At 71.5% G+C, this 25154-nt stretch carries 1 protein-coding gene (only partly in view); it reads right to left on the reverse strand.

Going from position 1 to position 25154, the window contains the following annotated elements; all coding sequences use genetic code 11:
• Positions 1-25154, reverse strand: the 3' portion of a protein-coding gene (locus tag ACFVBH_RS17170) for a non-ribosomal peptide synthase/polyketide synthase (RefSeq protein WP_379002390.1). Its footprint extends 19108 nt past the window's final position; 25154 of the gene's 44262 nt are visible here — the last part of the coding sequence; its start codon lies off the right edge, out of view; its stop codon occupies positions 1-3.

Consider the following 25154-nt stretch of genomic DNA (forward strand, 5'->3'; position numbering starts at 1 on the left):
TCAGGGGGTGGGGATGACGCGGATGTCCTCGCCTGCCTCGGTGGCCGGCTCGCCCGGGGCGGTGAACCAGTGGGTCACCTCGCCTTCCTCGAGATCCGCGGCGAGGTCGCCGGTGGGCAGGACCGAGAGGGCGCCGGCGGTCGCCGACGTCAGGAACTCGGCGATCGCGGCGGGGCCGGCGGTCGCGGTGGTGTAGGTCGTCGACTCGTAGTCGATCTCGTTCTCGGTGCGCAGGGTCGCCGCGCGGTCGAGAGCCTCGGCCTGGGTGAGGGTGGCCCAGGTGTTGCCGGCGGACTGGAAGACGAAGGCCGCGTCGGTTTCGGTCAGGGGGCGGATCCGGTCGGTGTAGGTGACCGGGTGGGCGGGGCGGGCGGCCAGGTCCGCCTGCACCTTGGGATCGGCGGGGACCAGCCAGCGGATGGAGCTGGCGGCCGGATCCTGGGCGATGCCGAAAGCGGCTCCGGCGGCGAGGATGTCGCCGAAGGACAGGCCCTCGGCGAACAGCGTTGCCGCACCGGCCTTCTGGATCGCCCAGACCGCGACCACGGCGTCCACCGAGCGCGGCAGGGCGACGGCGACGATGTCGCCGGGGCCCGCGCCGCGGTCGATGAGCAACCGCGCGAGCTGGGACGAACGCCGGTCCAGCACGTGGTAGGCCAGTTCCTGACCACCCGCGAGCAGCGCCGGGGCCTGCGGATCCTCTTCCACCACCTCGGCCAGCACGTTGGCCACCGTGCGAGCGCCCACGCGCGCCGGTTCGGCGGCGGAATCGTTCGCGGTGACCGCGCTGTCGGCCAGGATGCGGGCGCGCTCGGTGGCATCGAGGATGTCGATGCCGCCGACCAGCGCGGTCGGATCGCCGAGCAGCGCGTCCAGCACCCGGTTCAGGCGCGCGGCGAGGATGGCGACCTCGTCGGCGCTGAACCGCGAATCCAGATAGCGCATCACGATCTCGATGGCCTCGCCCGCCATGACGGCCAGGGTCATCGGGTAGTGGGTGTCGTCGTTCATGCCGACGCCCGCAACCGTCATGCCGTCGATGGAGCTGGCCGCCGCGATGGCGTCCTTGTCCACCGGGTAGGACTCGAACACCACCAGGGTGTCGAATTCCGCTCCGGCCCCGGCCAATCGCTGGATGTCGGTGAGCCCGATGTGGTGGTGCTCCAGCAGGTCGGCCTGTTCGCGCTGCACCCGTTCGAGCAGTCCCTCGATGGAGAGCCGGTCGTCGATCCGGATGCGCACGGGCACCGTGTTGATGAACAGACCCACGATGGATTCCACGCCCGGCAGTTCGGCGGGACGACCGGAGACGGTCGCGCCGAACACCACGTCGCCGCGGCCGGTGAGCCGCCCGACCAGGATGGCCCACGCGGTCTGCACCAGCGTGTTCACCGTGACGCTCAGTTCACCCGCGCGCTTGGCGAGCTGACGGGTGCGTTCGGCGTCGATGTCGAGCACGTGCCGCCCGATCTCGTACTGCTCGTCGGCCTTGCCCGCGGGCGCGAGCTGGGTGGGTTCGGAGACCCCCGCCAGCGCACGGGTCCACGCCCGCAACGATTCCTGCCGATCCCGCCCGGCCAGCCAGGCCAGGTAGTTCCGGTAGGAGACCACGCGCGGCAGCGCCGAGACGTCCCCGCGCACCGCGTACAGCATGAGCAGATCGCGCATGAGCAGCGGCATGGACCAGCCGTCCACCAGGATGTGGTGGGTGGTGATGGCCAGGTGCCACGCCTCGGATCCGGTGCGGAACAACGTGAATCGCATGAGCGGGGCTGCGGACAGGTCGAAGTGGTTCGCCCGGTCCTGCGCCATGAGCTCCTTGAGGCGCGGAATCCGTTCCGTCTCCGGCAGATCGGTGAGATCGACCTCGGACCACGGCGCGACCGCGCCGTCCAGCGCGATCTGGTGCGCCTGCCCGTCCGCGTCGGTGACGAACGCGGTCCGCAGGCTCGGGTACCGGTCAACGATGGCCTGCGCGGCCGCGTGCAGCCGCTCGGTGTCCACCGTGCCGTTCAGATCCAGCATGGCCTGCATGGTGTAGACGTCCAGCACCCCGCGGCTCTGCGCGAGCATGGCCTGGAACAGCAGACCCGACTGCAGCGGCGAGAGCGGCCACACATCGGTGAGCGCCGGGTACGCCCGCTCCCAGCCTGCGATGTCGGTCTGGGTGACCTTGACCAGCGCCATGTCCGACGGGGTGTACCCGCCCGCGTCCGGCCGTTCGGCGTGCGTGGCCAGCGCGGTCAGCGCCGCCACGAACAGATCGGCGAACTCCTGTACCCGCTCGCGGCTGAGCAGCCCGGTCGGGAAGGAGAAGGCCGCGCCCAGCTGCGGGCCGTCCGCGCCGTCGGTGACGATGGCGTTGATGTCCAGCGTGGCGTTGGCGGGCATGTCCAGGTCCATGTCCGCGTCCAGCTGCCCGAGATCACCGGACGGCGCCCAGCCCAGCTGCGCGAGCTGTTCGGGGACTTCACCGCTGGAGACGCGCCCCAGGTAGTTGAAGCTGATCTGCCCGACGCTGCGCAACTGCCCGGCGGTCTCGCCGTTCAGGTAGCGCAGCAGACCGAAGCCGACACCCTTGTCCGGCACCGCGAGCAGCTGCTCCTTGACCGATTTGACGATATCGCCCAAGGCTTCTCCGCCGGCGAAGGCGTCGTCGAGATCGGCTCCGGCCAGATCCAGGCGCACCGGGTAGGCGCTGGTGAACCAGCCGACCGTGCGCGAGAGATCCGAACCGGGAACGACGTCCTCTTCGCGGCCGTGACCCTCGAGCTTGATGAGCGCGGCGGGGTTGCCGTCGGCCCGCCAGCGCGCGACCGCCATGGCCAGCGCCGAGAGCAGACCGTCGTTCACGCCGCCGCGGAAGCGGCCCGGGATCGAGGTGAGCACCGCGTCGGTAACCGCCGCGGGCACGCTGACCTCCACGCGCTCGACCGTGGCGAAGGTGTCCACCTCCGGATCGAAGGCGCGCGCGCCCAGCAGCGGATCGACGGTGTCGACCACGCCCTGCCAGAAGGGCAGTTCCGCGACGCGTTCGGGAGCCACGGCCGCGTCCAGCAGCGCGTGCGCCCAGCGGCGCATGGAGGTGCCGTTGGCCGGCAGGGCGATCGGCTGCCCGAAGGCCAGCTGCGACCACGCCACCGCGAAGTCCGGGATCAGGATGCGCCAGGAGACGCCGTCGACCACGAAGTGGTGCGCGGCGATCAACAGCACATCCGCCCGGCCGCCGCCGAAGGCGAACCACACGAACTGCATCATCGAGGCGTTCGCGGGATCGAGCCGGCCCAGCGCGCCGTCGAGTTCGGAGCTCGCGACCCGCGACAGCTCCTCTTCGGAGATGTCAGCGGCCACCTCGACGCGATGCACCAGGGCGTCCACGTCGACGCCGCCACGTGCCAGCGCCTCGAATTCCCAGCCGTCCGTTGCGTTTCCACGCAGGCGCGAACGCAGCATGTCGTGGTGATCGAAGACCGCGGCCAGGGTGCCGACCAGCGTCGACCGGTCGATGCCGTCGGGCAGGCGCAGCGCCATGGACTGCGAGAAGCGCTGGTAGGCAGAGCCACTCGACAGAATCGCGGTCATGATCGGGGTCAGCGGAATGTCGCCGACTCCCCCGCCGGGCAGTTCGGCCAGACGTTCCTGCTCACCGTCCCCGCCGAGCACGGCGATCTCGGCCAGCCCTGCCACGCTGCGCTTCTCGAAGACCTCGCGCGGGCTGAACAGGATGCCGCGCGCCTTGGCCCGCGACACCAGCTGGATGGACAGGATCGAGTCGCCGCCCAGGGCGAAGAACGAATCGTCCACGCCGACCTGATCCACCCCGAGCACCTCGGCGAAGACCTCGGCGATGAGTGCCTCGACATCGCTGACGGGAGCGCGGAATTCGCGCGGCGCCAGCACCGGGGCCGGCAGTGCGCGCCGGTCCAGCTTGCCCGCCGGGGTCAGCGGGATCCGGTCCAGCACGGTGATCGCGGTCGGCACCATGTACTCGGGCAGTCGCGCGGCGGCGTGCTCGGTGAGCGCGGCGATGTCGATGACGGCGTTCGCGACCGGCAGCACGTAGGCCGCCAGGATCGTCGTGCCCACCTCGGTCTTGTGCCCGACCGTGACGGCGAAGTCCACGCTCTCGTGCGCGGTGAGCGCGGCGTCGATCTCGCCGAGTTCGATGCGGAAGCCGCGCACCTTGACCTGGAAGTCGTTGCGGCCCACGTATTCCACGACGGCGTTGTCGTCGGCGTCGCGCTGCCAGCGCACCACGTCGCCGGTGCGGTAGAGCCGCTCGCCGGGCTCGCCGTACGGATCGGCGACGAAACGCTCGGCGGTCAGGCCCGGGCGGGCGTGGTAGCCGCGCGCCAATTGCGGTCCGGCGACGTACAACTCACCGGCCACGCCCTCGGGCACCGGGTGCAGGCGCGAGTCCAGCACCAGGGCCCGCATGCCGCGCACCGGCCCGCCGATGACGACGGTGTCGCCGGGCACGAGCGCACCGGAGATGTTGGTGGCGATGGTGGCCTCGGTCGGGCCGTAGGCGTTGTGGAAGCGACGCGGCCCGGACGGGTTGACCGACCACTTGGCCACGAGATCCGCGGACACCGCCTCGCCACCGGCGATGATGACCTCCATGCTCGCCAGCTGCGCCGGTTCGAGGGAGGCCAGCACGGACGGGGTGATGAGGCCGACCGTGACGCGCTCGTCGGAGATCAGCCCGCCCAGTTCGTCGCCGCCGTAGGTGCCCGGGGGCACCACGACCAGCGTGCCGCCCGCCCCGAGCGCCAGCAGCAGCTCGAGGATGGAGGCGTCGAACGACGGCGAAGCGAAATGCAGTGCGCGCGACGAGCTGTCGAGACGGTAGCGCTCGACCTGCTCGCGGCTGAAGTTCGCCAGACCCGAGTGGGTGACGACGACGCCCTTGGGCAGGCCCGTCGAACCCGAGGTGTAGATGACGTACGCGGCGGTCGCCGGGCGAATGGCCGACCAGCGTTCGTCGTCGGACACCGCCGCGGGCGAATGCGATTCGATCTCGGCGATGGTCAGCGCGTCGTCGAGGGCGATCCAGCCGGCCAGGCTCGCGACCGGCGGCAGCGCGTCGATCTCGGCGTTCACGGTCAGGCCGAGCACCGCGCCGGAATCCGAGACCATGTGCGCGATGCGATCGGCCGGGTAGGCCGGGTCGACCGGTACGAAGGCCGCGCCCGACTTGGCCACGGCCCACACCGCGAGCACCGATTCGAACGAGCGCGGAATGGCAACGGCCACCCGCACGTCCGGTCCGGCGCCGCGCTCGATGAGCATGCGGGCCAGGCGCGAGGACGCCGCGTCCAGCTCGGCGTAGCCCAGCACCATGCCGTCGAAGACCACGGCCTCGCCGACCGGATTGGCGGCCACGGCGGCGGCCATGATCTCCGGCAGCGTCATCGGCGCGAGCGCGGGCGCGCCGGTGCGGCCGAGCAGTGCGGTCCGCTCGGCGGCGGCCAGCAGCCCCAGATCGCCGACCGGCGTCTGCGCCTGCGTGGTGATCTGCTCCAGCAGCCTGGTGAAGCGCTGCGCGAACTGCACCACCGTGCGCTCGTCGAACAGGTCACGGGCGTACGCGAATTCGGCGTACATGCCGGTGTCCGGGCCCGCTTCGGCAATGGTCAGCGACAGGTCGAATTTCGCGGTGTCGTTCTCGAATTCGACCGCGGCGACCCGCAATCCGGGCAGCTCGAAGGTGCTGTCGGGCAGATTCTCGAACGAGAGCACGACCTGGAACAGCGGGTGGCGCGCGGTGGAGCGCTCCGGGTTGATGATCTCGACCAGCCGCTCGAACGGAATGTCCGCGTGGGCGAAAGCCGCCAGGTCGGCGTCCTTGGCCCGGGCGACCAGCTGGGCGAAGGTCAGGTCCGCGTCCACCGCGGTGCGCAGCACCAGGGTGTTGACGAACATGCCGATCACGTCGTCGAGTTCGGCTTCGCCGCGGCCCGCGATCGGGGTGCCGATGGCGATGTCCTCGGTCCCGGACAGCCGGGCCAGGAACACCGCGAGCGCGGTGTGCACGACCATGAACATGGTCGCGTTCTGCTCGCGGGCGATGCGCTGCAGCCCGCGGTGCAGTGCGGTCCCGATCGGGAAGCGCACCTTGCCGCCGTGGAAGGACTGCGCGGTGGGGCGCGGCCGATCCGAGGGCAGATTCAGCTCGTCGGGCAGGCCGTCCAGCGCGGTCCGCCAGTACTCGGCCTGGGCCGAGATGAGGCTGGCCGCATCCTGTTCCGAACCGAGCACCTGGCGCTGCCAGAGCGAGTAGTCCGCGTACTGCACCGGCAGCGGCGCCCAGCCCGGGGCGACGCCGGCCGCGCGCGCGGCGTAGGCGATCATCACGTCGCGGGTCAGCGGGCCCATGGACCAGCCGTCCGCGCTGATGTGGTGCGCCACGATGACCAGCACGTGCTCGACCGGGGGCCGCTCGGGCGCCCGGCCGCGGCCCGCGCCCAGCACCGCCGCGGCGGCCTGGTCGCCGACCGCGCGCCGGGTCGCCATCTCGAAGGCGTCGGCCGCGTCCAGCATGGCGGCTTCCATGCCGCGCGGTTCCTCGACCGGGGCGGCCGGGGTCTCGACGCGGAACAACCGGGCGCGCACGGGCGCGACGGCGGTCACGTCGAAGCCGGCCGAGATGATCTCGGCGATGCGGTCCCGCACCTGCGCGGGGTCGACCACGACCGGCGTCAGGTCCGGAATCACCTGTGCGGCGGGCACGATCACCTGCGCGGCAGCGCCGTCGACCTGCGGGTACACCGTCCGCAGGGTCTCGTGGCGGCCGATCACGTCGGCCACGGCCTGCTGCAGCGCGGACACGTCGAGTTCGCCGGTGAGGCGCACCGCGACCGGGATGTTGTAGGCCGCGGACGCGGTGTCGAACTGGTTCAGGAACCACATGCGCTGCTGCGCGAGCGAGAGCGGCACCGTGGCCGGACGCGGCTGCGCGGTGAGCGCCTGCCGGTCCCCCGCACCCGCGAACAGCTCGACCTTGGCGGCCAGCCCGGCCACCGAGGACGCCTCGAACAGGGTGCGCACCGGCACCCGGGTGTCCAGGGCCGCGCCGAGGCGGGCCGCGACCTGCGTCGCCAGCAGCGAGTTGCCGCCGAGGGCGAAGAAGTCGTCGTCCGCGCCGACGCGCTCGGTGTCGTCCACGCCGAGCACCTCGGCGAACACCCCGGCCACGATCTCCTCGATCGGGGTGGCCGGCGCGCGGAAGGCGGTGGTCTCGAACTCGGGCTCGGGCAGGGCCTTCCGGTCCAGCTTGCCGTTCACGTTCAGCGGCAGGGCGTCCAGCACCACGAAGGCCGAGGGCACCATGTACGACGGCAGCGCGGCCGCGAGCACCGACTTGACCTGTGCGACATCGATTCCCGCGTCCCGATCGGACGGGACCAGGTAGGCGACCAGGCGGTCGCCGGTGCGCTGATCGGACTTGGCCAGCACCGCGACCTGCGCGACCTCGGCCAGATCCAGTAGCGCGGACTCGATCTCGCCGAGCTCGATGCGGAAACCGCGGATCTTCACCTGGAAGTCGGTGCGGCCCCGGTACTCCAGCTCGCCGTTGCCCGCCCAGGCGACCAGGTCGCCGGTGCGGTACATGCGCTCGCCGTCGCCGAACGGGTTGGCCACGAAGCGATCCGCGGTCAGGTCGGGACGACCGAAGTAGCCGCGCGCCAGCTGCGCACCGGCCAGGTACAGCTCGCCCTCGACCCCGGCCGGAACCGGGCGCAGGCGCGAGTCCAGCACGTAGACCTCGCTGTTCCACTCCGGCAGGCCGATGGACACCGAGCCGCGATCGGCGTCGGTGACCAGGTGGCTGGTGATGGACACCGCCGCCTCGGTCGGGCCGTAGAGGTTGAACAGCCGGGCCGCCGGGTTGGCGGTGCGGAAGCGCTGCGCCACCGAGGCGGGCAGGGCTTCACCGATGGCGAGCACGCGGCGCAGCGAACTCGTCAGCGCGCCACCGTTCTCGGCGGCGGTCAGCAGCGCGTCGAGCATGGACGGCACCACGTGCAGGGTGGTGACCTGCTCGCGGTCCATCAGCTCGGCCAGGTACACCGGATCGCGATGACCGTCCGGCGCGGCGATGACCAGGCGACCGCCCGAGACCGCGGCCGACCAGAACTCCCAGACCGAGAGGTCGAAGGTGGCGGCGGTCTTGAGCAGCACCGCGTCGTCGGCGCCGAGGCCGAATTCCGCGGTCTTCCACTGCAACTGGTTGACGATCGCGGCGTGCGGCAGCGCCACGCCCTTCGGGCGGCCGGTCGAGCCGGACGTGAAGATCACGTACGCGGAGTTCGACGGCAGCAGCGGCGCGACCCGCTCCCGATCGCCGATCGCCTCACCCGCGAGGGCTTCCAGTGACAGCTGATCCAGGCGCACCAGCGGTGCGGCCTCGGTGCCGAAGCGCGCCTCGGCGTTGGTGAGCACGCACACCGGCGCCGCGGTCTCGAGAATGTAGTCGGTGCGCTCGGCCGGCTGGTCGGGATCGACCGGCACGTAGGCGCCGCCCGCGGCCGAGACCGCGTACATGGCCACGACGAGATCGACCGAGCGCCGCAGCGCCAGCGCGACCCGGGCCTCGGGACCGACCCCGATCGAGATCAGGTGCCGCGCCAGGCGATTGACCCGGCGGCCGAGCTCGGCGTAGGTGAGCACCTCGCCGTCCGGGCCGATCAGCGCGACCGCGGTCGGGATGGCGGCCACGGTGGCGTCGAGCATCGAGGCCAGCGTCGCGGAACGATCGGTGCGATGCGCGGTGGCGTTGCGATCGCCGAGCAGTTCGGCCCGCTCGTCGGCGGCGAGCAGCTCGATGTCGCCGACCGGGATGCGCGGCGCGGCGATGATCTCGCCGATGAGCCGGGTGAACCGGTCCACGAAGCCCTGCACGGTCTCGCGCTCGAACAGGTCGGTGGCGTAGGTGAAGAAGCCGGTGATGCCGGCCGCCGCGCCCCCGTCCGCGTACCGGTCGGTCGCGATCAGGTGCAGGTCGAACTGCGAGATGTCGGTGTCGATATCCAGCCCGGACACGGTCAGGCCGGGCAGTTCCAGGCTGGACTGGGCCAGGTTCTGGAACGACAGACCCACCTGGAACAGCGGATGCCGGGCGGTCGAGCGCACCGGGTTGAGCACCTCGACCAGGCGCTCGAACGGCACGTCGGCATTGGCGAAGGCCGCGATGTCGGTCTCGCGCTGGCGGGCCAGCAGGGCGGCGAACGGCTCGCCGGAGTCCACCCGGGTGCGGAAGACCAGGGTGTTGACGAACATGCCGATCATGTCGTCCAGCGCGGCCTCACCGCGACCGGCCATCGGGGTGCCGATGGCGATGTCGTCGGTGCCGGAGAGGCGGGCCAGCAGCACCGCGAGCGCGGTGTGCACGACCATGAACAGCGTCGCGCCCTCCGCGCGCGCCAGATCGATGAGCGCGCGGTGGGTTTCGGCGTCGATGCTCCAGCCGACCCGGCCACCGGTGAAGGACTGCACGGCCGGGCGCGGGCGGTCGGCGGGCAGATCCAGCTGATCGGGCAGCTCGGCCAGCGCGTTGCGCCAGTAGTTGACCTGCTTGGTGGCCAGCGACTCGGGATCGCTCTCGTCGCCGAGCAGTTCGCGCTGCCAGATGGAGTAGTCGGCGTACTGCACCGCGAGCGGCGCCCAGCCCGGCGTCTCACCCATGGCGCGGGTGGCGTAGGCGGTCATCAGGTCGCGGGTCAGCGGGCCGACCGAGGAGCCGTCGCCGGAGATGTGGTGAATCACCAGCGCGAGTACGTATTCCGGGGTCTCGGTGTCCGCGATCCGGAACAGCGCCACCCGCAGCGGCACCTCGGTGGTGACGTCGAAGCTGGTCGAGGTCAGTGCCAGCACCGCGGCGGGCGCGTCGGCGCCGCTGACGGTGCGCACCTCGAGCTCGGGCACGGCCTGTGCCGCGGGCAGGATGACCTGCACCGCGCCGTCCTCGGTCTGCGGGTACACCGTGCGCAGGATCTCGTGGCGGGCAACGACATCGGCGATGGCCGCGCGCAGCGCGTCCACGTTCAGGTCACCGGTCAGGCGCACCGCGACCGGCACGTTGTAGGCCGCGGACTGGTTGTCGAAGCGGTTCAGGAACCACATGCGCTGCTGCGCGAGCGAGAGCGGGATGTGCTCCGGGCGCGGTCCGGCGGCGAGCGCCTTGCGGCCCCCGGCCCCGGCGTCGTGCTCCACCCGCGCGGCCAGCGCCGCCACGGTGGAAGCCTCGAACATCAGGCGCACCGGCACCCGGGTGTTGAGAGCCTCGCCCAGGCGGGCGGCGACCTGCGTCGCCAGCAGCGAGTTGCCGCCCCAGGCGAAGAAGTCGTCGTCCAGGCCGAGGCGGCCGCCCTCGAGGTGCAGCACGTCGGTGAACACGCCCGCCACGATCTGCTCGATCGGGGTGACGGGCGCGCGGAAGACCGCCTTCTCGAAGGTGGGCTCGGGCAGCGCCTTGCGGTCGAGCTTGCCGTTGGCGTTGAGCGGCAACGACTCCAGCGGCATGTAGACCGCGGGCACCATGTAGGACGGCAGTTCGGCCAGCAGCGCCGACTGCAGCGCCTGCTTGTCGATCGTGCCGGCCGCGCCGACGACGTAGGCGACCAGGCGATCACCGAGCACCGGATCCTGGTGCGCGACAACGGCGGCCGAGACGACGGAGTCCTGGCGCAGCAGCGCGGACTCGATGTCGCCCAGCTCGATGCGGAAGCCGCGGATCTTCACCTGGAAGTCGGTGCGGCCCCGGTAGTCGAGTTCGCCGTTCGCGTTCCAGGCGACCAGGTCGCCGGTGCGGTACATGCGCTCGCCGTCGCCGAACGGGTTGGCCACGAAGCGATCCGCGGTCAGGTCGGGACGACCGAAGTAGCCGCGCGCCAGCTGCGCACCGGCCAGGTACAGCTCACCGGACACCCCGACCGGCACCGGGCGCAGTCGCGCGTCCAGCACGTACACCCGGCTGTTCGCCTCGGGTGCGCCGATGGGGACCGAGATCTCGTCCGCGGCGCTCACCCGGTGGTTGGTGATCGAGACCGCGGCCTCGGTGGGGCCGTACAGGTTGAACAGCTCGGTGCGCGGGCTCTCGCGCAGCACCCGCTGGGCCAGCGGCCCGGGCAGGGCCTCGCCGATGGCCAGGATGCGCCACAGCGAGTCCGGCAGACCCGCGGTGACCAGCGCGTCGAGCATGGACGGCACCACGTGCAGGGTCGTGACCCATTCGCGCGCCATGAGCTCGTTCAGGTACGCCGGATCCTTGTGCCCGTCGGGCAGCGCGATGACCAGGCGGCCGCCGCACGCGACGGCCGACCAGAACTCCCAGACCGAGAGGTCGAAGGTGGCGGCGGTCTTGAGCAGCACCGCGTCGGCCGCGTCGAGCCCGAATTCCGAACTCTTCCACAGCAACTGGTTCACCACCGCGCCGTGGGGCAGGGCGACGCCCTTGGGCCGCCCGGTGGAGCCGGAGGTGAAGATGACGTAGGCGGTGTTCGCCGCGGTCAGCTCGCGCACGCGCTCGCCGGCCGTGATCGGCTTGTCCGACCGGGCGGACAGATCGAGTTCGTCGATGCGCAGCACGGCCACGTCCGCCAGCGCCTCGGCGCCGTCACCGGTGATCTCGTAGGCGTCTCGGCCGGTGCTCAATACACAGGCGGGAGCGGCGGTTTCGAGAATGTAGTTGGTGCGCTCGGCGGGCTGATCGGGATCGATCGGCACGTACGCCGCACCGGCCTTGGCGACGGCGTACATGGCGACGACCAGATCGGCCGAACGCCGGATGGCAAGGGCCACACGGTCTTCCGCGCCGATTCCGCGCGCGATGAGCTCGCGCGCCAGGCGGTTGACCCGGGCGTCGAGCTCGGCGTAGGTGATGTTCTCCGCGACCCCGTCGGCGGTGTCGGCCACCAGGGCCACGGCCTTGCGATCGGCGGCCACGGTCGCGTCCAGCAGCGAGACCAGGGTGGCGGTCTCCGCGCCCGGGAACACCGGGTTCAGATCGCGCCCGGTGTCGTTCCAGCGCTCCAGGATCCGCTGACTGTCGCTCTCGCCCAGCAGGTCGATCTCGCCGATGGTGACGTCGGCGTTCGCCAGCACCGCGTCCAGGATGCGGATGAAGCGATCGGCGAAGGCGCGAATCGTGCTCTCGTCGAAGATGTCAGTGGCGTAACCGAATTCGGTGAGGATCTCGGCGGGCGCCCCGCTGTCGGTGTACCGGTCGTAGAGCGTCACGTGCAGGCCGGTCTTGGCCAGCTGGGATTCGAACTGCACCGCGGCCACGTGCAGACCCGGCAGCTCGAACGCGCTCTCGGCCAGGTTCTGGAAGGACAGGCCGACCTGGAACAGCGGATTGCGCGCGGTGGAGCGCACCGGGTTGAGCACCTCGACCAGGCGCTCGAACGGCACGTCGGCGTTGGCGAAGGCTTCCAGGTCGCGTTCGCGGACCTCGGCCAGCATCCCGGCGAAGGTTGCGGCCGAGTCGACCCGGGTACGGAACACCAGGGTGTTCACGAACATGCCGATGAGGTCGTCGAGTTCGCGTTCGCCGCGGCCCGCGATCGGGGTGCCGACCGCGATGTCGTCGGTGCCGGACAGGCGGGCCAGCAGTACCGCGAGCGCGGCGTGCACGACCATGAACAGCGACGCGTTGTTGGCGCGCGCGAGTTCGTGCAGCCCGGCGTGGCGCTCGGCGTCGATGTCGAAGCGCAGCGCCTTGCCCACGAAGGACTGGGCGGGCGGGTGCGGGCGATCGGTCGGCAGCTCGAGCTGGTCCGGCAGTCCGGCCAGCGCGCGCGTCCAGTACGCGACCTGCTGCGCGGCCAGCGATTCCGGGTCCTCTTCCGAGCCCAGGACCGCGCGCTGCCACAGCGCGTAGTCCGCGTACTGCACCGGCAGCGGAACCCACTGCGGCACATCGCCGTTGGCGCGGGCCACGTAGGCCGCCATCACGTCGCGCGACATCGGTCCCATGGAGGAGCCGTCGGCCGAGACGTGGTGCACGGTGAAGGCCAGCACGTGCTGTTCGACGTCGCTGTCGGTGATGCGGAACAGCTTCACCGCCAGCGGCACCTCGACGGTGACGTCGAAGGTGGTCATGGCGAACTCGATGACCTTGCCCAGCAGATCGCCCTCGCGCACGCCCTCCGGGACCAGCATGAGATCGGTCTGCGAGGCGGGCAGGATGACCTGGTGCGGCCCGTCCGCGGTGCGCGGGTAGATGGTCCGCAGCACCTCGTGGCGGCCGATCACGTCGCCGAGCGCCTGCTCGAGCGCGTTGAGATCGAGTGCGCCGGTGAGGCGTACGGCCAGCGGGATGTTGTCGACCGCGGAGGTGCTGGTGTCGAACTGGTTCAGGAACCAGTAGCGCTGCTGCGCCGGGGACAGCGGCACCTGCGCCGGGCGCTCGCCGGCGACCAGGCGCGGGCGGGCGCGGCCGGAGCCGGCGTGCCGCTCGACCCGGGTGGCCAGCGCCGAGACCGTGGAGGCCTCGAACAGATCGCGCACGGCCAGGTGGATGTCCAGCGCCGCGCCGAGGCGGGCGGTGACCTGGGTGGCGATGAGCGAGTTGCCGCCGAGTTCGAAGAAGTCGTCGTCGACGCCGACCCGGCCGACGCCGAGCACGTCGGCGAAGGTGCCCGCCACGATCTCCTCGATCGGGGTGGTGGGCGCGCGGAAGACCTTGGTCTCGAAGACCGGTGCGGGCAGTTGCTTGCGATCCAGCTTGCCGGAGGCGTTGAGCGGGAAGGACTCCAGGATCACGTAGGCGGCCGGCACCATGTAGCCCGGCAGCCCGTCCTGCAGCTCGGCGCGCACGGCGTCCAGGTCGACGGTGTGCCCGGCGGCCGGAACGAGGTAGCCGACGAGCTGATCGCCGAGGCGATCGTCCGAGCGCACCACGACCACCGACTGGGCGATGGACGCGACCGCGGTGAGCGCGGCCTCGATCTCGCCGAGTTCGATGCGCAGACCACGCAGCTTCACCTGGAAGTCGGTGCGGCCCAGGTATTCCAGCTCGCCCGCGCCGGTCCACTTCACGAGGTCGCCGGTGCGGTACATGCGCCGGCCGCCGTGGAAGGGATCGGCCACGAAGCGGTCCGCGGTCAGATCCGGGCGCGCGACGTAGCCGCGCGCCAGCTGCACGCCCGCGAGGTAGAGCTCACCCGCGACACCGGGGGCGACCGGGTGCAGTCGTGCATCCAGCACGTAGACGCGGGTGTTGAAGACCGGGCGGCCGATCGGCACGGACGCGGTGTCGGCCGGGGTGACCTCGTGGTAGGTGACGTCGACCGCGGCCTCGGTGGGGCCGTACAGGTTGTGCAGCTGCGCGCCGGTCAGCTCCAGGAGCTTGTGCGCGGTGGGCGCGGGCAGCGCTTCGCCCGAGGCGAAGACGTTGCGGAGCGAGACGCATTCCGCCGCACGCTCTTCCGCGACGAAGACCGACATCATCGACGGCACGAAGTGTGCCGTGGTGACCTCGTGATCGACGATGAGCCCGGCCAGGTACGCCGGGTCGCGATGCCCGTCCGGCTTGGCGATGACGAGCGTCGCGCCGATCTGCAAGGGCCAGAAGAACTCCCACACCGAGACGTCGAACGTCGCGGGGGTCTTCTGCAGCACCACGTCGTCGTCGAACAGACCGTATTCGGTCTGCATCCACACCAGGCGGTTGACGATCGCCTCGTGGCTGACCGCGACGCCCTTGGGGCGGCCGGTCGAGCCGGAGGTGAAGATGACGTAGGCGACGTTGCCCGCGAGCAGCGGCGCCACGCGCTCGGCGTCGGTGATCGGCGCGGGCGAGAAGGCGTCCAGCTCGAGGGTGTCGATGCGCAGGGTCCGCACGCCGGCTTCGACGCCGTCGCGGGTGGTGGTGAGCACGCACACCGGCTGGGCGATGTCCAGGACGTAGCGGTTGCGCTCCTCCGGATGGTCCGGATCCAGCGGCACGTACGCGCCGCCGGCGGCGATGACGGCGTACATGCCGATCACCAGGTCCAGCGAGCGTCGCATGCCCAGTGCCACCAGCGTGTCCGGGCCGACCCCGGCCGCGATGAGGTAGCGGGCAAGGCGGTTGACGCGCGCGGCGAACTCGCCGTAGGTCAGCGTCTCGCCCTCGAAGACCAGGGCGGTCGCGCCCGGGGTCTGGATCGCCTGGGTCGCGAACATCGAGGCCAGGGTGACGTCGGCGTCGGACTTGCGCCCGGCCAGCGCGACGCGGGTGACGTCGTATTCGGTGTTGTTCCAGGAGCGCAGCACGCGGCGGCGTTCCAGGTCGTCCAGGATGTCGATGTCGCCGACGAGCGCGGCCGGATCGGCGACCACCGCGTGCAGCACGCGCAGCATGTTGCCCGCGAAGCCCGCGATGGTGGCGGTGTCGAACATGTCGGTCGCGTAGGCGAATTCGGCCGTCATGCCCGCGCTGCGACCGTCCGCGCCGACGCGTTCGGTCAGCTCGAGGTGCAGATCGAACTTGGCGGTGACCACGTCCAGCGGCACCCCGGCCACTTCCAGGCCCGGCAGGGTGAAGGTGGCCGCGCCGGTGTTCTGGAACGAGAGCATGACCTGGAACAGCGGGTGGCGGGCCTGCGAGCGCGCCGGGTTGAGGATCTCGACCAGGCGCTCGAACGGCAGGTCGGCGTGGCCGAAGGCGGCCAGGTCGATGTCCTTGGTGGTGGCCAGCAGTTCGGTGAACTTGGCGCCGGCGTCCACCGGGGTGCGCAGCACCAGGGTGTTGACGAACATGCCGATGGCGTCGTCCAGCACCTGCTCGCCGCGGCCGGCCACGGCGGTGCCGATGGCGATGTCGTCGCCGCCCGAGAGCCGGGCCAGCACCGCGGCGAAGGCCGCGTGCACGACCATGAACAGGCTCGCGCCGTGCTCGCGCGCCAGGGTGTTCAGGCCGTCGAGCAGATCGGCGTCGATCGTGAACTCGTGCACGCCACCGCGATTGGAGGCCACGGCCGGGCGCTGCCGGTCGGCGGGCAGATCGATCTGATCGGGCAGCCCGGCCAGGGTGCGGGACCAGTAGCCCACCTGCTGGGCGATCAGCGAGTCCGCGTCGTCCTCCGAGCCGAGCGTCTCGCGCTGCCACAGCGCGAAGTCCGCGTACTGCACCGGCAGCGGAGCCCACTGCGGCACGGCGCCATTGGCGCGCGAGGCGTAGGCGAGCATGACGTCGCGTGCCAGCGGGCGCACCGACCAGCCGTCACCGGAGATGTGGTGCACCACGAAAACCAGGACGTACGTGGGCTGCTCGGCATCGGAGACGCGGAACAGCCCCGCGCGCACCGGCGCGGTCACGGTCACGTCGAAGCCGGTGAGCACCAGTTCGGCGACCCGGTCCCGCAGCTCGGCCTCGGTGACGTCCACGGGCGCGGAGTCCACGGCGACCTGGTCGGCGGGCAGCACCACCTGCACGCCACGGCCTTCGGCGTTCTCCGGGTAGTAGGTGCGCAGCACCTCGTGCCGTTCGAGCACGTCGCCGACCGCGGCCCGCAGCGCCGCCACGTCGAGTTCGCCGGTGAGGCGGACCGCGAGCGGGATGTTGTTCACCGCGGAAGCGGTGTCGAAGCGGTTCAGGAACCACATGCGCTGCTGCGCCAGCGACAGCGGAATCTCGTCCGGGCGCTGCTGGGCCACGAGTTCCCGGCGCGCGCCGGTGCCCGCCTGCACCGCGACGCGGGCGGCCAGGGCCGCGACGGTCGGGGCGTCGAAGAGCGCGCGGACCGGCACCCGGGTGTCCAGGGCCGCGCCGAGGCGGGCCACGACCTGGGTGGCGATGAGCGAGTTGCCGCCGAGCTCGAAGAAGTCGTCGTCCGCGCCGACGGGCTGCTCCAGTCCGAGAACCTCGGCGAAGACCGCGGCGACCGCCGATTCGGCCGGGGTGGACGGCGCGCGGAATTCGCGCGCCTCGAAGACCGGTTCGGGCAGCGCCTTGCGATCCAGCTTGCCGCTGGTGTTGAGCGGGAAGGCGTCCAGGGCCACCACGGCGGCCGGAATCATGTAGACGGGCAGCGACTGCCCGGCCTGGGCGAGCAGCTCGCGCGGCTCGATCTCGTATCCCGGCGCGGGCACCGTGTAGGCCACCAGCTGATCGCCGGTCGGGGTGGGCACCACCAGCACCGCGGCCTGGCTGACCGAAGGCTGCGCCAGCAGCGCGGTCTCGATCTCGCCGAGCTCGATGCGCTGACCGCGGAACTTCACCTGGAAATCGGTGCGGCCGATGTACTCCAGCCGCTGCGACTCCCCGGCCGGCTCGCGCCACACCACCAGGTCACCGGTGCGGTACATACGCTGCCCCGGCTCGAAGGGGTTGGCCACGAAGCGATCCGAGGACAGATCCGGGCGGGCGACATAGCCGCGCGCCAGCTGATCGCCCGCCAGGTACAGCTCACCCGCGACACCCACCGGGGTGGGCCGCAAACGCGAATCCAGTACGTAGACACGGCTGTTCCACTGCGGAATACCGATCGGCGCGGTCCGGGTGTCGGCGGCGGTCACCTGCCAGTAGGTGATCGACACCGCGGCCTCGGTCGGACCGTACAGGTTGTGCACCGCGATGTCGCCGAGTTCACGGACGGCAGCCGCGGTCTCCGGCGGCAGCGCCTCGCCGATGACGAACACGTCGCGCAGCGTCGGCAGCGAACCCGCGGGGGTGTGCGCGGCGAACACCGTGAGCATGGACGGCACGAAGTCGGTGACCGTCACGCCCTGCGCGGCGATGACGTCCGCGATGTACGCGGGGTCGCGATGCCCGTCGTGCGTGGCGACCACCAGGGTCGACCCGACGCGCAGCGGCATGAAGTAGCCCCACAGCGACACGTCGAACGTGGTCGCGGTCTTCTGGAAGTACACGTCCGCAGCACCCATCGGGTACTCGGCCAGCATCCACTCGATCTGATTGTCGATGGCCGCGTGCGTGACCGCGACGCCCTTCGGGCGACCGGTCGAGCCCGAGGTGAAGATGACATACGCGGTGTTGGACGACCGCACCGGTCCCAGTCGTTCGGCGCTCGCGATGGGCGTGCCCGGGTAGCCGGACAGGTCCTCGACGTCGATCTCCAGCACGGCACGATCACCGGCGTCGAAATCGTCACGGCTGGTGGACAGTACGGCGACCGGCTGGGCGGTGTCGAGCACGTGCCCGATGCGCTCGGCCGGATGGTCGGGGTCCAGCGGCACGTACGCGCCACCGGCCTCGAGCACCGCGTACATCGCCACCACGAGATCCAGCGAACGCCGGATGCCCAGGGCCACCAGCGATTCCGGTCCGACCCCGGCCGCGATCAGGCGGCGGGCCAGCTTGTTGACCCGCTCGGCGAACTCGCCGTAGGACAGACTCGTCCCCTCGAACACGACGGCCGTCGCGTCCGGGGTCGCCGCGGCCTGCGCCACGAAGCCCGAGGTCAGGGTGTAGGCGTCGCCGCCGTCCCGGCTCGCACCCGCGTGCAGCGTGTGCCCGGTGTCGTTCCAGTCCACCAGGATCCGGCCGCGCTCGGCCTGCTCCAGCAGCTCGATGTCGCCGATGGCGAGCTCGGGCCGGTCCGCGATGGACCGCAGCAGCAGTCCGAAGCGCTCGCCGAACAGCTCCATGGTGGCGGCGTCGAACAGGTCGGTGGCGTAGATGAGTTCGGCGGTCAGTCCGGTCGGGGCGGCCGCGCCGTTACCCGAGACATCTTGTGCGGCAGCCTGTTCGGTGAGCACCAGTTGCAGGTCGAACTTGGCGGTGTCCAGCGGCAGATCGACGCCGCTGACGGTGAGGCCGGGCAGTTCCAGCACGGCCGCGGCGTGGTTCTGGAATGCCAGCATGACCTGGAACAGCGGGTGGCGGTTCTGCGCGCGAGCCGGGTTGAGGATCTCGACCAGGCGCTCGAACGGCAGGTCGGCGTGCCCGAAGGCCCCGATGTCGGTGGCGCGCACCGACTCCAGCAGCGCGGTGAAGTCCGCGCCGGTGTCGACCGGCGTGCGCAGCACCAGGGTGTTGACGAACATGCCGATCAGGTCGTCCAGGGCGCGTTCACCGCGGCCGGCGACCGGGGTGCCGATGGCGATGTCGGCCTCGCCGGACAGGCGCGAGAGCAGCGCGGCCAGCGCGGCGTGCGCGACCATGAACAGCGTCGCGCCCCGCGAGCGGGCCAATTCGGCCAGCTTGCCGTGGGTTTCGGCGTCGATGGTGAACACGTGCGTCGCGCCGCGACCGCTGGCGGCCGCCGGGCGCGGGCGATCGGACGGCAGATCCAGCTGCTCGGGCAGCCCGCGCAGGGTCTCGCCCCAGTACGAGATCTGCTGGGCGATAACCGATTCCGCGTCGGCCTCGTCGCCGAGCACTTCGCGCTGCCACAGGGCGTAGTCCGCGTACTGGACCGCGAGCGGCTGCCAGCCCGGCTCGCCGCCCTCGACGCGCGCGCCGTAGGCGGTCATGACATCGCGGGTCAGCGGGCCCATCGACACGCCGTCGGCGGAGATGTGGTGCACCACCAGCGCGAGGATGTGCTCGGTCGGGCTGACCTCGAACAGGCGGGCGCGGAACGGCACCTCGGCGGTGACGTCGAAACCGCGCAGCAGGAATTCCGAGAGGGCGCGCGGCATGTCGGCGTCGGCCACCTCGACCGGGGTCAGGTCCGGGATGACCTGTCCGGTGGGAACGATCTCCTGGTACGCGACGCCGTCGATCTCGGGGTAACGGGTGCGCAGGGACTCGTGGCGCGCCAGCACGTCGGCGACCGCGATCTGCAGCGCCTGGCGATCCACCAGACCCGACAGCCGCACCGCGGCCGGGATGTTCTCCACGGCCGACTCGGTGTCGAAGCGGTTCAGGAACCACATGCGCTGCTGCGCCAGCGAGAGCGGCAGTCGCTCGGGACGCTCGCGCGCCACCAGGGCCTGCCTGCGGCCCGAACCCGAGTGCACCTCGGCGCGCGCGGCCAGCGCCGCGACCGAGGACGCCTCGAAGATCTCGCGCACGCCCAGTTCGGTGTCCAGCGCCGCCGACAGGCGGGCCGCGACCTGGGTGGCGATCAGCGAGTTGCCGCCGAGCGCGAAGAAATCGTCGTCCAGGCCGACGCGCTCGAGGCCGAGGATCTCCTCGAAGATGCCCGCCACGATCTGTTCGACCGGCGTGACCGGGGCGCGGAAGACCGCGGCCTCGAACACCGGCGCGGGCAGCGCCTTGCGGTCCAGCTTGCCCGAGGCGTTGAGCGGGAACTCCTCCAGCACCAGCAGGATGGACGGCACCATGTACGCGGGCAGGCGATCTGCCAGCTCCGCGCGCACGGCTTCCACGTCCACGGCGCGGCCGGCGGCCGCGATGACGTAGGCGACCAGCTGGTCGCCGGTGTGCACGTCGCCGCGCACCACGACCACGGATTGAGCGATCGAATCCAGTGCGGTGAGCGCGGATTCGATCTCGCCGAGCTCGATGCGCAGACCGCGCAGCTTCACCTGGAAGTCGGTGCGGCCCAGGTACTCGATCTCGCCGCCGCCGGTCCACATGACCAGGTCGCCGGTGCGGTACATGCGGTCGCCGGACCCGAAGGGGTTGGCCACGAAGCGATCCGCGGTGATGTCCGGGCGCGCCACATAGGCCGTCGCGAGCTGATCACCCGCCAGGTAGAGCTCACCCGCGACACCCACCGGAACCGGCCGCAACCGCGAATCCAGCACGTACACCTGGGTGTTGAACACCGGGCGGCCGATCGGCACGGTGTCGATGTCGGCCACGTCGACCCGGTGGTAGGTGACGTCGACCGCGGCCTCGGTGGGGCCGTACAGGTTGTGCAGCTCGGCGCCGGTGATCTCGCGCAGGCGCTGGGCGGGCTTGGGGGACAGGGCCTCACCGGAGGCGAACACCAGGCGCAGGCTCTCGCAGCGCACGGCGGCGGGCTCGGCCACGAAGACCGCGAGCATGGACGGCACGAAGTGGGTGACCGTCACCCCGGCCCGGGCGATGAGGTCGGCCAGGTACGCCGGGTCGCGATGGCCGTCCGGCTTGGCGATGACCAGCGTCGCGCCGATCTGCAAGGGCCAGAAGAACTCCCACACCGACACGTCGAAGGTCGCCGGGGTCTTCTGCAGCACGACGTCGTCGGCGGCGAGCCCGTATTCGGACTGCATCCACACCAGGCGGTTCACGATGGCCGCGTGCGGCACGGCAACGCCCTTGGGGCGGCCGGTCGAACCCGAGGTGAAGATGACGTAGGCGGTGTTCGAAGCCCGCAGCGGCGCGAGGCGATCCGCGTCGGTGAGCGGCGCGGCCGAGTACCCGGCCAGATCAAGCAGATCGATGCGGACCTGCGCGGTGTCCACCGGCAGATCCTCGCCCGCGGTCAGCACGGTCACCGGGTCGGCGGTGGCCAGGATGTATTCGGTGCGCTCGGCCGGGTGGTCGGGGTCGAGCGGCACGTAGGCCGCACCGGCGGCCGACACCGCGTACATGCCCACGACCAGGTCGATGGAGCGGCGCATGCCCAGCGCGACAAAGGATTCCGCGCCGACGCCGCGCTCGATGAGCCAGCGTGCCAGGCGGTGCACCCGCCCGGCCAGCTCGCCGTAGGACAGACTCGTCCCCTCGAAGACGAGCGCGGTCGCGTCCGGGGTCCGCTCGGCCTGCGCCTCGAACAGCGCGACCAGGGTGGCCGCGGTATCACCGGAGGCGGCGCGCACGCCGCCCTCGGCGTCGTCCTCGGCCGTCCCGCCGCCGGTGAGCACGGCCAGCACGGTGTCCACGTCGTAGGCGGTGTCGTTCCATTCGGACACCACCTGCTCGCGCTCGAAGATGTCGAGCAGCTCGATGTCGCCCACCGCGGCGGCCGGATTCGCGGTGATGGCGGTGAGCACCCGGATCAGGCGATCCGCGATGCGGCGCACGGTGGCCTCGTCGAACAGGTCCCGCAGGTAGCCCGCGCGCACGCGCAGGCGGGTGTCCAGCTGGGCGATGAGCGTCAGCGGGTAGTGGGTGGCGTCGGCGGCCTCGAGGTTGGTGACCCCCATGCCGTCGATGTCGGCGGCCTGCGCCCGGATCCCCTCGGCGTCGACCGGATAGGACTCGAACACCACCAGGGTGTCGAACAGCCCGCCGATGCGCGCCGCCGACTGGATGTCGGCCAGGCCGACGTAGTGGTGGTCCAGCAGGTCGGCCTGCTCGCCCTGGGTGCGCGTGAGCAGCGCGCGCGCCGATTCGGACGGATCGAAGGCGACCCGCACCGGCACGGTGTTGATGAACAGGCCCACCATGGATTCCACGCCCGTGAGCTGGGCGGGACGGCCGGAGACGGTGGTGCCGAACAGGACGTCCTCGCGGCCGGTGAGCCGGCCGAGCAGCAGGCCCCAGGCGACCTGGAGCACGGTGTTCGGGGTGACGCCGATGTCCGCGGCCAGCGCGGTCAGGCGTGCGGTGGCGGTCTCGTCCAGCTCGAAGAAGTACTCGCCGGACAGCGCGGTGATCTCCCGCCCGGCGTCGGGCCGGGTGAGCAGGGTCGGCTCGGAGACCCCGCGCAGGGAGTGCTTCCAGGCGTCGAGGGAAGCCGTACGGTCCTGCTGCGCAACCCATTCCAGGAAGTAGCGGTAGGAGCGCACGGGCGGCAGCACCGCGGCGTCGGCATGCGTGGCGTACAGCACCAGCAGGTCCTGCATGAGCAGCGGCATGGACCAGCCGTCGAGCAGGATGTGGTGGTTCGCCACCGCCAGCTGCCACTCGTCGGCGGCGGTCTGCACCAGGGTGAAGCGGATCAGCGGCGGTTCGGTGAGGTCGAAACGCCGCACGCGATCGGCCTCGAGAATGTCACCGGCGTACCCGGTCTCGGTGCGATCGTGCTGTGCCCAGGCCGCGTGCACCTTGTCCAGCACGACCTGCACCGGCACACCGGCGGCGTCGGAAACGTAGGCGGTGCGCAGGATCTCGTGCCGGTCCAGCAGCGCCTGCGCGGCCGCGCGCAGGCGGTCCGCGTCCACGCGCCCGGTCAGGGTCAGCACCACCTGCGCGGTGTAGACGTCCACCGAGGTGGCCGCCAGCTGGGCGTGGAAGAGCAGACCCGACTGCAGCGCCGACAGCGGCCACACCTGGTCGATGACGCCGAAACGCTGTTCCCAGCCGTCGATGTCGCGCTGGGTGATGCGCACCAGCCCGAAGTCGGACGGCGTATGCCCACCGGCCTGCGCCGATTCCGCATGCCGCGCAACGGCTTCCAGCGCGGCGACCCACAGCGCGCCGAACTCGGCGACGTCGGCCGCGTCCAGCAGCGTGCTCGGGTAGCCGATATTGGCGGTCAGGTGATCGCCGACCACGATGGCGTTGATGTCGAGCGGGGCCATGGCCGGCATGTCGGCGTCGTACGCGCCGCCCAGATCGGCCAGCTCGGCGGCCGGGATCCAGCCGAAGCCGCGCAGCGCCTCGGGCACCTCGGCGGTGTTGACCCGGCCCAGGTAGTTGAAGCTGACCTGGCCGGGCAGCCGCGCCGGCAGCTGATCGGCGGTGGCCTGGTTCAGGTAGCGCAGCAGGCCGTAGCCGATGCCCTTGTCCGGCACCGCGAGCAGCTGCTCCTTGATCGCCTTGATGGCGTGGCCCATGGCCGGGCCGCCGGCCAGCGCGGCGTCCACGTCGATCCGCGACAGCTCGAAGCGGACCGGGAAGATGGCGGTGAACCAGCCGACGGTGCGGGACAGGTCCGCGCCGGGCACGACCTCTTCCTCACGGCCGTGGCCTTCCAGCCGGATGAGCGCGGAGTCGTCCCCCGCGGCGACGCCCCGGCCGGAGCGCCACTTCGCGACGGCCAGCGCCAGCGCGGTCAGCAGACCGTCGTTGACGCCGCCGTGGAACAGCGCGGGCACGGTGGTCAGCAGCGACCTGGTGACCTCGGCGGACAGCTCGACCCGGTGCTTGTCCAGCACCGCGGTGACGTCGACCGCAGGGTCCAGCGGCCGCGCGGTGAGCAGCGGATCCGGACCGTCGACGACGCCGCGCCAGAACTCGAGTTCGGCCACCCGCGATTCGGTGGCGGCCTCGCGTTCGAGCGCGTGCGCCCAGGTGCGCATGCTGGTCTCGGGCGCGACCAGCTCGGGCGACTGCCCGGCGGCCAGCTGTCCCCAGGCGGTGACGAAATCGGGCACCAGGATGCGCCAGGTGACGCCGTCCACGACCAGGTGGTGCGCGGCCACGATCAGGCGGCCCGCGCGCGAGCCGTCGCTCGGGACCAGCCACACGAACCGGATCACCACACCCGCGGTGGGGTCGAGCCGGTCGAGGGTGGCATCGAGTGCGGCGGAGGCGATCTCGACCAGTTCGGCGTCGCTCGCGGCGGCGTCGAACTCGGTGCGGTCGATGAGCGCGTCCACATCGACGGCCCCGGCCGCGGCCGTCTCCACGATCCAGTCCGCGCCCGGCACCCGGCGCAGGCGCGCCCGCAGCATGTCGTGGCGGTCGATGACCGCGCCGACGGTGGCGGCGATGCCCGCGCGGTCGATGCCGACCGGCAGCTCCAGGGCCATGGTCTGGTTGAAGCGCCCGAACGCGCCGGGGCGCTCGACCATGAACCGCACCACCGGGGTGAGCGGCATGACGCCGACGCCCCCGCCGGGCAGTTCGAGCAGCTTCGGCGCCGAATCACCCTGGGCGTCCGCGGTTTCGGCGACGGCGGCCAGCCCGGCGACGGTGCGCTGTTCGAACACGTCGCGCGGGCTGAAGACCACCCCGCGCGCCTTCGCCCGCGACACCAGCTGGATCGAGACGATGGAATCGCCGCCCAGCGCGAAGAAGGAGTCGTCGATGCCGACCCGCTCCAGTCCCAGCACCTCGGCGAACACCTCGGAGATGGTGTGCTCCAGCGCGTTCCGCGACGCCCGGAAGACGACCTCGGTGGCGAAGACCGGTTCGGGCAGCGCCCTGCGATCCAGCTTGCCGACCGGGGTCAGCGGCACCCGGTCGATGACCATGACCGCGGACGGCACCATGTAGGCGGGCAGGCGCTGCTCCACGAACGCGGTGACCGCGGCGATGTCGATCGACTGTCCCGGCGCGGCAACGACATACGACACCAGCGAGGTCGCGCCGGCGGCGTTCTTGTGGCCGACGGTGACCGCGAAGTCCACGCTCTCGTGCGCGGCCAGCGCCGCGTCGATCTCGCCGAGTTCGATGCGGAAACCGCGCACCTTGACCT

It is taken from the genome of Nocardia sp. NPDC057668 (assembly GCF_042799795.1).
In the GTDB taxonomy this organism is placed as follows: Bacteria; Actinomycetota; Actinomycetes; order Mycobacteriales; family Mycobacteriaceae; genus Nocardia.